This is a genomic window from Pseudomonas sp. NPDC099000 (assembly GCF_044759925.1).
GTDB lineage: Bacteria > Pseudomonadota > Gammaproteobacteria > Pseudomonadales > Pseudomonadaceae > Aquipseudomonas.
In genome coordinates this window covers 313405-328252 of record NZ_JBIWAF010000002.1, presented here as the reverse complement: position 1 = coordinate 328252, position 14848 = coordinate 313405, and the positions used below count along the sequence as shown (strand labels likewise).

The window sequence follows — 14848 nt, the reverse complement described above, 5'->3', positions numbered from 1 at the left end:
GGCCAGCAGAACGCCTCACTCACGAAAAACGTTTTTGCCTGAATGGAAAAAGAATGGACAAGTTGGGTGCATTGAAAATGTTCGTGGTCACCGCGCAACTCGGCAGTTTCAGTCGCGCCGCCGAGCAACTGGGCAAGACTCCGTCGGCCTTGACCAAAGCGGTCAATCACCTCGAAGCGGAGCTCGGCGCCCGCTTGTTTGAGCGCAGCACCCGGCGGATTTTGCTGACCGAATCGGGTCGTCTTTATCTGGAAACCGCGCGCCAGGTCTTGCAGCGGCTGGAGGAGGCCGGCGAGGAAATCGAGCAGTTACAGCATGGCCTGCGCGGCAACCTGAAAATCACCGCGCCGCTGGCGTATGGGCAGGCTTTTCTGGATCAGGTGTGCGGCGGTTTTCTGGAGCAATACCCGCAGATCAACCTGCAAGTGGACCTGTGCGATGCGTTCGTCAACCTGCTGGAAAGCGGCTACGACCTGGCGTTGCGCGAGGGGCATGACGACTTGCCGGGGCTGATCGCCCGCGTCGTCGGCAGCAATCGGCTGGCCTTGTGCGCGAGCCCTGATTATCTCGCGCGCAAGGGGTTGCCGGTCACGCCGGACACCCTCGATGACCACGAATGGCTGCTCTACCGTCATCCGTTGCTCAGCCGCGAATTCTGGTGGGCCGAGCGTGACGGGCAGCGGTTGAGCCTGCCACAACCGCAGTCGCCGCGATTGCGCAGTGACAATTACGACCTGCTGCTGGCCAACGCACTGGCCGGACGCGGCTTGTTGCACACGCCGTTGTGGAGTGCCGCGCCGTATATTGCCGACGGGCGGCTGGTGCGGGTGATGGCCGATTACGTCATCGATCCGGACAGCTTCGGCTCGTACATCCTGGCGGTGTACCCCAGTCATCGGCGGGCAACCGCGAAAGTGCTGGCGTTCATCGATTACATCGCAGGGTTTCTGGCGTCGCGTGGCTTGAGCTGACTGGCGGTCCTTGCCAGGAAAATGCCGAAAGAGTACAAATGTACTCCATGACGACTTTAACCCCCCGCCGTACTGCCATCCTGACCTTTATCCGCGATCGAATCGCGGAGCACGGTCAGTCCCCGAGCCTCGCTGAAATCAGCGAGGCGTTTGGTTTTGCCTCCCGCAGCGTGGCGCGCAAGCATGTGCTGGCGCTGACCGAGGCCGGTTTTATCGAGGTCAACCCCAATCAGGCCCGGGGCATTCGTTTGCTCGGGCAACCGGCGCGGCCCGAGTTGCTGGACATCCCGGTGCTCGGTCGGGTCGCGGCGGGTGCGCCGATCGGTGCCGATGCCGAGGTGCACAGCCGTTTGCTGCTCGACCCGTCGATCTTCTCGCGGGTACCGGACTACATGCTGCGGGTCCAAGGTGATTCGATGATCGAGGACGGCATTCTCGACGGCGACCTGGTGGGCGTGCACCGCAATCCCGAAGCGTTCAACGGCCAGATCGTCGTGGCGCGGCTTGACGGCGAAGTCACCATCAAGCGTTTCGAGCGGGTCGGCGACGTTGTCCGGTTGCTGCCGCGCAACCCGGCCTATAAGCCGATCATCGTCAAGGCCAATCAGGACCTGGCCATCGAAGGGGTGTTCTGCGGTCTGGTGAGGCAAGGGTGATGGGCGCCGTCGTTGCGTTGGACACGCTGTTCAATGGCGGCCAGGTCTGGAAGGGCCGGCCTGCGCCGCCAGCGGTCAGCCCGCAACCCACCGGGCATGCCGCACTGGACGCGGCGTTGCCCACCGGCGGCTGGCCGGAAGCGGCGCTGACCGAAATCCTCCTGGCCGGGCAGGGCGTTGGCGAGTTGCAACTGGTATGGCCGGCGCTGGCGCGGCTGTCGTCGGCGGGCGAACGCATTGTGCTGGTGGCTCCGCCTTACGTGCCGTATCCCCAGGCCTGGCAGAACGCCGGGGTCGATCTGCGCCAGTTGTCGATCATCCAGGCCAGCGAGCGCGATGCGCTGTGGGCGGCGGAACAATGCCTGCGTTCAGGCAGTTGCGGCGCGGTGCTGTGCTGGCCGCACAAGGCCGATGACCGGGCGCTGCGGCGCTTGCAGGTGGCGGCCGAAACCGGCTCGACCCTGGCGTTTGCTTACCGCTCGATCAACGAAGCCATCAACCCTTCGCCTGCGGCCCTGCGCATCGCCATCGATGCCCGGCCTGCACAGTTGCGCGTGCTCAAGTGTCGGGGCGGGCTGGCCCGTTCGGCGCCGATTGCCTTTCCCGTGGGGCATTGAGGTTGCCATGCGCTGGGTCTGCATTCTCTTCCCGCAATTGGCGCTGGACGCGGTACTGCGTCAGCGCCCCGATCCCGATGAACCGTTGGCGCTGCTGACCGGCCCGGCACAGCGCCGGGTGCTGCAAGCGGTCAACGCTCCGGCGCGGGCGCTGGGCTTGCGTCCGGGGCAGTCGATGACTGCCGCGCAAGCCTTGAGCAAAGGTTTTGTCACGGCCGAATACGACGTCGCCGAGATCGAACACTGGCAACAGTTCCTGGCGGCGTGGGCCTATCGCTTCAGCTCTCAGGTCAGCGTGCATTACCCGCGTGCCGTGGTGTTTGAAATCGAATCCAGCCTGGGGTTGTTCGGGCCCTGGCCGCAGTTCGAGGCGCGGTTGCGCGCTGAACTCGGCGAGCTGGGCTTTCGGCATCGAATCGTCGCCGCGCCCAACCCGGTGGCCGCGCGGGTGTTGGCTAATGTGTATGACGGCCTGGTGGTGCCGGACGATCAAGCCTTGCGTTATCACCTGGGGCAATTGCCGGTTGACCGGATTGCCCTGGAGCCGGCGGTGGCCACGGCGTTGTCGCGCATGGGGTTGCGCACCTTGAGTCAGGTTCAGGCGTTGCCGCGCAACAGCCTGGCGCGACGTTTCGAGGCGCAGGTGCTCAAGCACCTGGATGCGCTGTTCGGCGAGCGGCGGCTGGCGCTGGCGTTCTACCTGCCGCCGGACCGGTTTGATGTGCGCATCGAGCTCAACTTCGATGTGCAATCCCATCAGGCGCTGCTGTTTCCATTGCGTCGCTTGACCGGCGATCTGTCGGCATTCCTCTGCGGCCGAGACAGTGGCGTGCAGCGTTTCGACCTGCACCTGGAACACGCCGGCTTGCCAGGCACGGTGATCAAGGTCGGGCTGCTCAGCGCCGAGCGCGATCCGGCGATGCTCTTCGAACTGGCTCGGGGGCGGCTGGAGCAGGTGCAGGTCGAGGCCCCGGTACGCGGTTTTCGGCTGCGCGCCGAAGACCTGCCGAGTTTCGTCCCGCAACGTCAGGAGCTGTTCGACGACCGTCCGCAGCAATCCTTGCCTTGGGAGCAACTGCGCGAACGCTTGCGTGCACGGCTTGGGGATGACGCGGTGCATGGCTTGCGTTTCCAGGCCGATCACCGGCCAGAGTGCGCGTGGCAGGCACGGGTCGACAGCCAACTCTGCGCGGGGTTGGTGGGCGTGCAGCGTCCGGGCTGGTTGCTGACGGAACCGCAGGCCATACACGAAGGCTCGACACGGATCCTCATGGGGCCGGAGCGCATCGAGTCCGGCTGGTGGGACGGCGACGACGTGCGTCGCGATTACTACCTGATCGAAACCCGCTCCGGCCAGCAGGGCTGGGCCTACCGTGCGGTGGGTGAGGTCGGCCCGCTGTGGCTGCAAGGCTGGTTCGCATGAGCGTCGAGTATGCGGAGCTGCACTGCCTGTCGAACTTCAGTTTCCAGCGCGGTGCTTCCAGTGCCCTGGAACTGTTTCAGCGGGCGAAAAAGCACGGCTATCAAGCACTGGCGATCACCGATGAATGCACCCTGGCCGGTATCGTCCGTGCCTGGCAAGCGGCCAGCTCCGTGGAGCTGCCGCTGATCATCGGCAGCGAAATGCGCATCGAGGACGGTCCGAAACTGGTGCTGCTGGTGGAAACCCTTGAGGGTTACCAGACCCTGTGCCGGTTGATTACCCGGGCGCGGCGCCGCACGCAGAAAGGCCAGTACCAAGTGCTGCGTGAGGACTTCAGCGAACCGATGCCGGGGTTGCTGGCGTTGTGGGTGCCGGACACGGTCGATGATTTTACCAGCGGCCACTGGCTCAAACAGAGGTTCAGCGATGGCCTGTGGCTGGCCGTGCAGTTGCATCGCGGGCAGGACGACACCCGGCGACTGGACGCACTGCTGACCCTGGCGCGGGAACTGCGGATTCCAGCGGTGGCCAGTGGCGATGTGCACATGCACACCCGTGGACGGCGCGCCTTGCAGGACACCATGACCGCGATCCGTCATCACCTGCCGGTGGCCGAGGCCGGGATGCGATTGCATCCGAACGGCGAGCGGCATGTGCGCAGCCTCGATGCCCTGCAATCGATCTATCCGCAAGCGTTGCTTGATGAAACGCTGACCATTGCCAAGCGTTGCACCTTCGACCTCGGCCAGTTGCGTTACCAGTATCCCCGCGAGCTGGTGCCGGAAGGCCAGACGGCCACGTCCTGGCTGCGGCATTTGACCGAAGAGGGCGTCGCGTGGCGCTGGCCAAAAGGTCCGCAAGCCAAGGTGCTGGTGCAGATCGACAAGGAGCTGGAGCTGATCGCCGAGCTGGGCTATGAAAGCTACTTCCTGACGGTGCATGACATTGTGCGGTTCGCCCGTGAGCAGAAAATCCTCTGTCAGGGCCGCGGTTCTGCCGCGAATTCGGCGGTATGTTTTGCCTTGGGCATCACGGAAATCGACCCGGATCGCACCACGCTGTTGTTCGAACGTTTTCTCTCCAAGGAGCGCAATGAACCGCCGGACATCGACGTCGATTTCGAACACGAACGGCGCGAAGAAGTATTGCAGTACGTGTTCCAGCGTTATGGCCGGACCCGCGCCGCACTCACGGCAGTGGTCAGCACCTATCACGCGGCCGGCGCGGTGCGCGACGTGGCCAAGGCCCTGGGCCTGCCGCCGGACCAGATCAACGCCCTGGCCGATTGCTGTGGCCACTGGAGCGATGCAACACCCCCCGTGGAACGCCTGCTTGAAGGCGGTTTCGACCCCGAGAGCCCGGTGCTGCGCCGGGTGCTGAGTTTGACTCAGCAACTGATCGGTTTCCCCCGACACCTGTCCCAGCACCCCGGCGGTTTCGTGATTTCCGAGCAGCCACTGGACAGTCTGGTGCCGGTGGAAAACGCCGCCATGGCCGAGCGCACTATCATTCAGTGGGACAAGGACGATCTCGACGCGGTCGGGTTGCTCAAGGTGGATATTCTGGCGTTGGGCATGCTCAGCGCGATTCGCCGCTGTTTTGATCTGCTGCGCCGTCATCGCCATCTGGACTTGAGCCTGGCGACGATCCCGGCCGAAGACTCGCCAACCTACGACATGATCGGCCGTGCCGACACCATTGGCGTGTTCCAGATCGAATCACGGGCACAGATGTCGATGCTGCCCAGACTCAAGCCCCGCAAGTTCTATGACTTGGTGATCGAGGTGGCGATCGTCCGTCCGGGGCCGATCCAGGGCGGGATGGTGCATCCGTACCTGCGACGGCGAAACAAGGAGGAACCCGAGGTTTACCCGTCCCCGGCACTGGAAGTCGTGCTCAAGCGCACCCTGGGCGTGCCGCTGTTCCAGGAACAGGTGATGCAGATTGCGATTGTCGCCGCCGACTACAGTCCCGGCGAGGCCGATCAGTTGCGTCGTTCCATGGCCGCCTGGAAACGCCACGGCGGACTGGAACCGCACAAGGATCGGCTGGCCGCCGGGATGAAGAAAAACGGCTACACGGCCGAGTTCGCCGCGCAGATCTTCGAACAGATCAAAGGCTTCGGCAGCTACGGTTTTCCCGAGTCCCACGCCGCCAGTTTCGCCTTGCTGACCTACGCCAGTTGCTGGTTGAAATGCCATGAGCCGGCGGCCTTCGCCTGTGCGCTGATCAATAGCTGGCCCATGGGTTTCTACAGCCCGGACCAGATTCTGCAGGATGCGCGCCGGCATCATTTGCAGATTCGTCCGGTGGACGTGCGCGCCAGTGACTGGGATTGCAGCCTCGAACCGATCACCGGCGCGCAACCGGCGATTCGCATGGGGCTGCGGATGATCAAGGGCTTTCGTGAGGACGATGCCCGGCGCATCGAAGCGGCGAGGGCAAAGGGTGTATTTGTCGACATCGCCGACCTGGGCGAGCGCGCGCGACTCGATGCCCGTGCCCAGGAGCAACTGGCCGATGCCGGCGCGCTGCGTGGCCTGGCCGGTGACCGCCATCGGGCGCGCTGGGAAGTGGCGGGGGTGCAGAAGCAGCTCGGTTTGTTTGCCGGCCTGCCGAGTCAGGAAGAACCTGCGATCTATCTGCCCAAACCCACGGTGGGCGAGGACTTGCTGGCCGACTACAACAGTGTCGGCACCACCCTCGGTCCGCATCCGCTGGCGTTGCTGCGCGGTGAATTGAAAGCCCGGCGCTGTCGCAGTTCGAAAGAGCTGATGGAGGTCGAGCACGGGCGACCAGTCAGCGTCGCCGGGCTGGTCACCGGTCGGCAACGGCCCGGCACGGCCAGTGGCGTGACCTTCGTCACCCTGGAAGACGAGTTCGGCAACGTCAACGTCATCGTCTGGCGCGACCTCGCCGATCGTCAGCGAAAGGTCCTGGTCGGCTCGCAATTGCTCAAGGTCGATGGCCGCTGGGAAAAGGAAGGCGAGGTGCGACACCTGATTGCCGGACGGTTGAGCGACCTGAGTCCCTTGCTGGACGGCATCAGCGTGCGCAGCCGGGATTTCCGCTGATCCCAACCACTGATCGCCACTGATCGTTCCCACGCTCCGCGTGGGAATGCAGCCATGGACGCTCCGCGTCCCCGCTGTGACGCAGAGCGTCACGGGAGGCATTCCCACGCAGAGCGTGGGAACGATCAATGCGGCAGCCAATGCATTGGCGCCAATAAAAATTAAACACTGTCCACGATGATGGCACTTTGGCATAATGCCGGCCGCCGACGTCCCGCACGTCGATTATCGATTTGATTCCCCCTCGCTTTTTCGCCGCTGCAACCCGCAGCGGTTGGCTATGGCCGTGCCGGGATAAACCGTTTTTTCAGAAGGAATGCACAATGAGAATGATCTCTCGGATGTTGGTATCGGCGGCAGCGATTGCCCTCCTGGGCGCGATGGCCGGGTGCGCGACCGAAAGCTCGCGCGCCTTGCCGGTCGCAAAAGTCGAAAGCGCCAGCGTGGCATATGCCGGTGTTCGCGTACCCATGGCCGTCGGCAAGTTCGACAACCGTTCGAGCTACATGCGCGGGATCTTCTCCGACGGCGTGGATCGCCTCGGCGGTCAGGCCAAGACCATCCTGATCACTCACTTGCAGCAAACCAACCGCTTCAGCGTGCTGGACCGCGACAACATGGGCGAGATCCAGCAGGAAGCCGCGATCAAGGGCCAGTCCCAGCGCCTCAAGGGTGCCGACTTTGTGGTCACCGGTGATGTCACCGAGTTCGGCCGCAAAGAAACCGGCGACCACCAGCTGTTCGGCATTCTCGGTCGCGCCAAGACCCAGGTGGCCTACGCCAAGGTCAATCTGAACATCGTCAACATCAGCACCTCCGAAGTGGTTTATTCGACTCAGGGCGCGGGCGAGTACGCCTTGTCCAACCGTGAAGTCATCGGCTTCGGCGGTACTGCTGCCTACGATTCGACCCTCAACGGCAAAGTGCTCGACCTGGCCATGCGCGAGGCGATCAATCGCCTGGTGGACGGGATGAATGCCGGTGCATGGAAACCGGGTAACTGATCAAGGTCGATGACAAGGAGCGGTACAAGCATGTTCAAGACGTATGTGTCGTGGGCGCTGATGGCGTCGACATTGCTGGTCAGCGGCCTGTTGGCCGGTTGCGCCGGCCCGAAAACCCTTTACCAGTGGGAAAGCTACCAGCCGGAAGTCTACGAGTATTTCAAGGGTGAATCACCCAAGGAAGCTCAGGCCGAAGCGCTGGAGCGCGACCTGCAGAAGATCAAGTCCACCGGCAAGACGCCGCCGCCTGGCTACCACGCTCACCTGGGTCTGTTGTACCTGAGCATGGGCAAGGACGATCAGATGGTGCAGCAGTTCAGGACCGAGAAAACCCTGTTTCCCGAGTCGACGCCGTACATGGATTTTCTGCTTAAAAATGCCAAGACCGGAGACACCCAATGATCGCGCGTTCATTGAAACTGATGGCCGGGCTGCTGGCGCTGGCTGTGCTCGGTGGCTGCGTCAGCCCCAAGACCGTCGACTACTCGGCGTACAAGCAAGCCCGTCCGAAAACCATTCTGGTGCTGCCGCCGCTGAACAATTCGCCGGACGTCAAGGCGTCCTACAGCATGCTGTCGCAGGTCACGTACCCGTTGGCGGAAGCCGGTTACTACGTGCTGCCGATCACTCTGGTCGATGAGACATTCCGCCAGAATGGCCTGACCACACCGGCGGACATTCACCAGGCACCGGCCAACAAGCTGCAGGAGATTTTCGGTGCCGATGCGGCGCTGTACATCACCGTGACGGACTACGGCACGCGCTACATGATCATCAGCAGCGAAACCGTGGTGACCGCCACCGCGAAACTGGTAGACCTCAAGAACGGCACCACCCTGTGGACCGGCTCGGCCCGGGCTTCGAGCGAAGAGGGCGGTAACAACGGTGGCGGTGGTTTGGTTGGCATGCTGATTACGGCAGCGGTCAAGCAAGTGATCAACAGCGCCACCGACGCCGGTCACCCGATTGCCGGTGTGGCCAGTGCGCGCCTACTGTCGGCCGGGCAACCGGCGGGCTTGCTGTACGGACCGCGTTCGCCGAAATACGGTACTGACTGAACCCAGTCTGCTTTGAGAGGCGCCCGTCTTGAGGAGCCTCTATGGTGAACTCCTTCCTGTGGCGAGGAGCTTTTGTGGCGAGGTGGCAAGCCCCCTCGCCACAGAGTCCCCGCAGGCTCTCAGCGGCCGGGTTCTTTGTCTGGCCACTCCACAACAAATCCGCAGATCAAGAATCGACTAACCTCTATGAAACCATTGGCGTGGGCGATGCTCGAAACAAACGGGCCCGCGCCGTCCTCGCACAGCGATCCCGCACATCAGCCAATCACAGGGACATAAAGCCAGTCGATGCAGTTTCTATCTGAAAGCCACGGGTGTGCCGGCTGGAACGGTGAAATGGCCGGGCGCATCCGCGCGTTCGACTGGAGCCAGACCGAGCTTGGAAACATCGACACCTGGCCCGCCAGCCTGTGCAGCACGGTGCAACTGATGCTCGCCTCGCCACTGCCAATGGTGATGCTCTGGGGGCATGCGGGTTACATGATCTATAACGATGCCTACTCGAAATTTGCCGGTGGCCGCCATCCGTATCTGCTGGGCTCCCCGGTCGAGCTGGGCTGGCCAGAAGTGGCCGAGTTCAATCGCCATGTGGTCGATACCTGCCTGGCGGGCGGCACCTTGTCCTATCGTAATAAAGTGCTGGAATTGCTGCGCGACGGGGTCCCCGAAGACGTCTGGCTGGACCTTTATTACAGCCCTGTCGCCGATGATGAAGGACGACCCGCCGGGGTCATGGCGATGGTCGTTGAAACCACTGAACATGTGATTTCCGAACGCCGGCGCCAGGAAGCTGAAGACGCCTATCGCGCCGACAATGAACGGGTACGTCTGGCGCTCAATGCCGGGGCGTTGCTCGGCTCGTTCGTCTGGGACATCAAAGGCAATGTGTTGTCCGGCGACGAGCGCTTTGCCCGGACTTTTTCCTACCCTTCCGAACAGAACCTGGCCGACCTGCCCACCGACATCGCTGAAGCGCAGATTCACCCCGACGATCGCAGTTGGGTCCAGGAACAGGTCAATCAGTCGGTGGCGACCGGCGATCCCTTTAATGCCGAGTACCGGGTCTTGCGCCCCGACGGCAGCTATCTGTGGGTGCAGGCCAGTGGCTGCTGTGAGTTCAACGAGCAGGGCGAGCCCTTCCGCTTCCCCGGCGTGTTGATCGATGTTCACGAACGCAAGATGGCCGAAGAATCCTTGCTCAAATTCACCCGCAACCTAGAGCAACGCGTGGCCGACGAGGTCAACGCGCGGCTGGCGGCTGAAGAACAACTGCGCCAATCGCAGAAGCTCGAAGCCATCGGCGGCCTCACCGGCGGCGTGGCCCACGACTTCAATAACCTGCTGCAGGTGATCGCCGGCAACCTGCACTTGCTGGCGCGGCATGAGCCGGACAACGCCAACGTGCAGCGCCGGGTCAGCGCGTCGATTGCGGCCGTCGAGCGCGGCGCCAAACTGTCTTCGCAATTGCTCGCGTTTGCCCGGCGCCAACCGTTGTCGCCGGCGGTGTGCGATCCACAACAGATTTTCGAAGGGCTGGGAGAACTGTTGCAACGGGCGCTGGGGGAAACTATCCAGATTGATGTGCGGTTACCGGAAGACGCCTGGTACATCAATGTCGATCGCAACCAACTGGAAAACGCGATTCTCAACCTGGCCATCAATGCCCGTGACGCCATGCAGGGCGAAGGGACCATCGAACTGAGCGCCGAGAATGTGGCGCTCGACCGTCAATTCTGTGCCGGCAAGGGCATCGTGGCGGGCGACTATGTGCGTGTCGCGGTGGCCGATACCGGCGTTGGCATGTCACCCGAAGTGCTCGGGCAGGCATTCGAGCCGTTCTTCACCACCAAGGGTGACGGTCAAGGCACCGGGCTGGGACTGAGCATGGTGTTCGGCTTCGTCAAACAGAGTGGCGGGCACATCGAAATCTCCAGCGTCGTCGGGCAGGGCACCCGGGTGCAGCTTTACTTTCCGCGCAGCTTGCGTGCGTTGCCCAGTGAAACAACGCTGCGGGATTCGCCCCAACGCGGCGGGCACGAAACCATTCTGGTGGTCGAGGACAACGAAGCGGTGCGCAGCTCGGCGGTGGAGTTGCTGAGCGAAGAGGGCTATCAGGTCTTGACCGCGGCCAACGGCGATCAGGCAATGCAGATGTTGCTGGAGGGCGTGGGGGTGAACCTGATTTTCACCGACGTGGTCATGCCCGGCCTGATCAAAAGCTCGGACCTGGCGGCCTGGGCCAAGGTGCAAAATCCTCCGGTGGCGGTGCTGTTTACCTCCGGCCACACCCGGGACATCATCTCGCGCAATCACCAACTCAGCCCGGATACCCATCTGCTGAGCAAACCGTATGGGCCTGAAGCACTGACACACATGATCCGCACTGTCCTCAGTGCCTGAACACGCACACATTATGGGTTGTTGAATGATCGTTCCCTCGCTCTGCGTGGGAATGCCTCATGTGACGCTCTGCGTCACGCTTATGGGATGCGGAGCGTCCCGGGCTGCATTCCCACGCGGAGCGTGGGAATGATCAGGTGGGAGCAAGCTCGCTCCCACAGGGTTTTGTGTTTTTTTCTGCCATCTAATAAGGGCTCCCGATGACTTCAACGCGTACCTCCAATCCTCCTTCCGACATGGTCAGGGTACGCGGTGCCCGGGAACACAATCTCAAGAACATTGACGTTGACATTCCACGGGATGCCCTGGTGGTGTTCACTGGCGTCTCGGGTTCGGGCAAGTCGTCGCTGGCGTTTTCCACGCTGTATGCCGAAGCGCAGCGCCGCTATTTCGAATCCGTGGCGCCGTATGCGCGGCGGCTGATTGATCAGGTCGGTGTGCCGGACGTCGATTCCATCGAAGGCCTGCCACCGGCCGTGGCCCTGCAACAGCAGCGCGGCACGCCGAGTACGCGGTCTTCGGTGGGCAGCGTGACGACGCTGTCGAGCCTGATCCGCATGCTGTACTCCCGGGCCGGCAGCTATCCGCCGGGGCAGCCGATGCTGTACGCCGAGGACTTCTCGCCCAACACGCCTCAGGGTGCCTGCCCCGAATGCCATGGCCTGGGCCGGGTGTATGAAGTCACCGAAGCCCTGATGGTCCCGGACCCGAGCCTGACCATCCGCCAACGCGCGGTGGCTTCCTGGCCCACGGCGTGGCAAGGACAAAACCTGCGCGACATCCTGGTGACGATGGGCTACGACGTCGACAAACCCTGGCGCGAACTGCCGAAAAAGCAGCGTGACTGGATCCTCTTCACCGAGGAAACACCGACCGTCCCGGTGTATGCCGGGCTCACCCCGGAAGAAACCAAAGTGGCGCTCAAACGCAAAATGGAGCCCAGCTACCAGGGCACCTTCACCGGCGCCCGACGCTACATCCTGCATACGTTCAGCCACTCGCAAAGTGCGCTGATGAAGAAGCGCGTCGCGCAATTCATGCTCGGCAGCCCCTGCCCGTTGTGCGACGGCAAACGGCTCAAGCGCGAGGCGTTGTCGGTGACCTTTGCCGGTTACGACATCGGCGAGCTGTCGCAGATGCCGTTGCTGCAAGTGGCCGAGGTGCTGAAACCGGTGGCGGCGCACAGTTACCTGGAACAGGCCGATGAGGCGGGCGAGGTGTTGACTCACCGCCAGACCCGCGAGGCCCGTGAACAGCGCGTGGCCCACGGCGCCAGCGGCCATGCCAACGCGCCGGATGTGCGGCATACGCCTAACCTGTCGGTGGAGAAACGCCTGGCTGCGCAACGGATCGCTCAGGATTTGCTGGAGCGGGTCAGCACCCTGACCGACCTGGGCCTCGGTTATCTGGCCCTGGAGCGCAGCACGCCGACGCTGTCGTCCGGCGAATTGCAGCGGCTGCGCCTGGCCACTCAATTGGGGTCGCAATTGTTCGGCGTGATCTACGTGCTGGACGAGCCGTCGGCGGGGCTGCACCCAGCGGATGGTGAAGCGCTGTTCGAAGCGCTGCAACGCTTGAAGGTGGCTGGCAATACGTTGTTTGTGGTTGAACACGACCTGGAAACCATGCGTCGTGCCGACTGGCTGATCGATGTCGGCCCGGCGGCGGGTGAGCATGGCGGTCGGATTCTCTACAGCGGACCACCCCAAGGACTGGCCGAGGTCAAGGATTCCCAGACCCGTGCCTACCTCTTCGCCGAGCAGGTCACCGAAGCCAGAGCCAGCCGCAAGCCGACCGATTGGCTGCGTCTGGAAGGCATCACGCGCAATAACCTGAACGACCTCAGCGTCGAGTTTCCCTTGGGCTGTTTTACCTCGGTGACCGGCGTCTCCGGTTCCGGCAAATCAAGCCTGGTCAGTCAGGCCTTGCTGGAATTGGTGGGCGCGCATCTGGGGCGTGCTGCCAGCGGTAGCGAGCCTGAGGAACTGAGCCTTGAAGACGATGCGCCGCAGGTCAGCGGCGGTCAGGTCACGGCGGGGCTGGAATCGATCAAGCGCCTGGTGCAGGTCGATCAGAAACCCATCGGCCGTACACCGCGCTCGAACCTTGCGACTTACACGGGGCTGTTCGACAACGTGCGCAAACTGTACGCCGCCACCCCCCAGGCGCAGGCCGAGGGCTACGACGCCGGGCAGTTCTCCTTCAACGTCGCCAAGGGCCGTTGCCCGACCTGCGAAGGAGAAGGCTTTGTCAGCGTTGAGTTGCTGTTCATGCCCAGCGTCTATGCGCCGTGCCCGACCTGCCACGGCGCTCGCTACAACCCCGAGACGCTGGCGATCATCTGGCAAGGTTTGAACATTGCCCAGGTGTTGCAGTTGACGGTGGACGAAGCGGTCGAGGTGTTCGCCGAGCAACCGGGCATTCGCCGTTCGCTGGAAGTGCTGCGCGATATCGGCCTGGGCTATCTGCGCCTCGGTCAGCCCGCCACGGAACTCTCGGGTGGTGAAGCCCAGCGCATCAAACTGGCGACCGAACTGCAACGTAACCAGCGTGGGGCGACGTTGTATGTGCTCGACGAACCCACCACTGGTTTGCATCCCCGGGACGTTGACCGATTGCTCGAACAGTTGAATACGCTGGTGGTGGCGGGGCACACGGTGATTGTGGTGGAGCATGAAATGCGCGTAGTTGCGCAGAGTGATTGGGTGATCGATATCGGGCCGGGGGCGGGGGATCAGGGCGGGAAAATTGTCGTGGCCGGCACGCCGCAGAAAGTGGCCAGGAACAAGAAGAGCCGCACGGCCCCTTTCCTGGCCCGGACCCTATGATCGTTCCCACGCTCCGCGTGGGAATGCAGCCCGCGACGCTCCGCGTCCCAATCAAAAGCGGACGCAGAGCGTCCGGTGAGGCATTCCCACGCGGAGCGTGGGAACGATCAAAAACGATCAAAACGCCGCGGTCAATCAGACAAACCCGGTTATCGTTCTTCGCGGGCAAGCCTCGCTCCAGGATCGGTGTCAGGCACAATCTAATGTGCGTCGGACCTTGTCCAACAGCTCATTGATCTGAAATGGCTTGATCAGCATCTCCATGCCATCACCGAGGAACACCTGACGGTTGATCGCATTTTCCGCATAGCCGGTCATGAACAGGATCGGCAAACCTTCACGCCAGCCCGGCACTGCCGTCGACGGCGATTTTTTGACCTTGAGCCTGCCGGTGCCTGTCCATTGGATTGAACCCCTGTCCCGGGATGGCTTCGAACCTTCAAGGCCCCGGCTGTTTGAATCGCGGGCTGGCCGTCATGAGCGAGGTGCGTATGAAAGACCAATCGACACAACAGCAGAATCAATCGGGGGCGCCGGTCGACCGCAACGACCCGGCGATCGACCCGCAGACGCCGGGTGAGGGCGCGCCAGCGGAGCAGCGTCAGAGCCAATCCACCGACTCGCCAAGCGCCGATGCGGCGGTGGATCAGAAGAACCGCCACACCGACAATGACAATGAGTTCAGCCCAGGTTTCAAACCGAATCCAGACCGGCCCAAACCCGGCGATGACACGGATGCCGACATCGATACCGATGGCGGCTAGTTCAGCCAGCATGCAAAAAGGCCGCATCAATCGATGCGGCCTTCTTTTTGTGT

The 14848-nt window shown here is 62.8% G+C and carries 12 protein-coding genes; 11 read left to right on the top strand and 1 reads right to left on the bottom strand.

All coding sequences use genetic code 11. From position 1 onward, the window contains the following. The first annotated feature begins 53 nt into the window (after window positions 1-53). The 10 genes from ACIQV9_RS03685 to uvrA all read left to right on the top strand — a co-directional run bounded on the left by ACIQV9_RS03685 (window position 54) and on the right by uvrA (window position 14031). The gene (locus tag ACIQV9_RS03685; protein ID WP_403098231.1) at window positions 54-971 is read left to right on the top strand and encodes a LysR substrate-binding domain-containing protein; all 918 of its coding nucleotides are present in this window, start codon (window positions 54-56) and stop codon (window positions 969-971) included. Between the two features lie 38 nt (window positions 972-1009). Further along, window positions 1010-1627: a transcriptional repressor LexA gene (gene lexA / locus ACIQV9_RS03680; protein ID WP_403098229.1), complete on the top strand. Its 618-nt coding sequence runs from the start codon at window positions 1010-1012 to the stop codon at window positions 1625-1627. Beyond that, window positions 1627-2244, top strand: coding sequence for a translesion DNA synthesis-associated protein ImuA (imuA, locus tag ACIQV9_RS03675; RefSeq protein ID WP_403098227.1), 618 nt, complete (start codon window positions 1627-1629; stop codon window positions 2242-2244). The genes lexA and imuA overlap by 1 nt, the downstream gene beginning before the upstream one ends. Before the next feature lie 7 nt (window positions 2245-2251). Then, window positions 2252-3667: a Y-family DNA polymerase gene (locus tag ACIQV9_RS03670; RefSeq protein WP_403098225.1), complete on the top strand. Its 1416-nt coding sequence runs from the start codon at window positions 2252-2254 to the stop codon at window positions 3665-3667. Continuing rightward, window positions 3643-6741, top strand: a complete 3099-nt coding sequence (locus ACIQV9_RS03665; protein ID WP_403098223.1) for an error-prone DNA polymerase — start codon at window positions 3643-3645, stop codon at window positions 6739-6741. Before ACIQV9_RS03670 ends, ACIQV9_RS03665 begins: the two co-directional genes overlap by 25 nt. Window positions 6742-7064: 323 nt before the next feature. Then, on the top strand, window positions 7065-7745 hold the full coding sequence (locus ACIQV9_RS03660; protein WP_403098221.1) for a CsgG/HfaB family protein: 681 nt from the start codon (window positions 7065-7067) through the stop codon (window positions 7743-7745). 60 nt (window positions 7746-7805) lie between these two features. Then, a complete protein-coding gene (locus ACIQV9_RS03655; RefSeq protein ID WP_403098598.1) occupies window positions 7806-8147 on the top strand; it encodes a DUF4810 domain-containing protein in 342 nt (113 codons plus the stop codon). Beyond that, window positions 8144-8803 (top strand): DUF799 domain-containing protein, encoded by a 660-nt coding sequence (locus tag ACIQV9_RS03650; protein WP_403098218.1) that lies wholly within the window; start codon window positions 8144-8146, stop codon window positions 8801-8803. Before ACIQV9_RS03655 ends, ACIQV9_RS03650 begins: the two co-directional genes overlap by 4 nt. Window positions 8804-9091: 288 nt before the next feature. Further along, a complete protein-coding gene (locus ACIQV9_RS03645) occupies window positions 9092-11203 on the top strand; it encodes an ATP-binding protein (protein ID WP_403098215.1) in 2112 nt (703 codons plus the stop codon). A gap of 200 nt (window positions 11204-11403) precedes the next feature. After that, a complete protein-coding gene (uvrA, locus tag ACIQV9_RS03640; RefSeq protein ID WP_403098213.1) occupies window positions 11404-14031 on the top strand; it encodes an excinuclease ABC subunit UvrA in 2628 nt (875 codons plus the stop codon). 189 nt (window positions 14032-14220) lie between these two features. On the opposite strand, the gene ACIQV9_RS03635 is transcribed toward uvrA, so the two are convergent. After that, a complete protein-coding gene (locus tag ACIQV9_RS03635) occupies window positions 14221-14364 on the bottom strand; it encodes a hypothetical protein (protein ID WP_403098627.1) in 144 nt (47 codons plus the stop codon). A gap of 158 nt (window positions 14365-14522) precedes the next feature. Here ACIQV9_RS03635 and ACIQV9_RS03630 point away from each other — a divergent pair, with 158 nt between their 5' ends. Next, window positions 14523-14795, top strand: a complete 273-nt coding sequence (locus tag ACIQV9_RS03630; RefSeq protein WP_403098211.1) for a hypothetical protein — start codon at window positions 14523-14525, stop codon at window positions 14793-14795. Window positions 14796-14848: the final 53 nt, after the last annotated feature.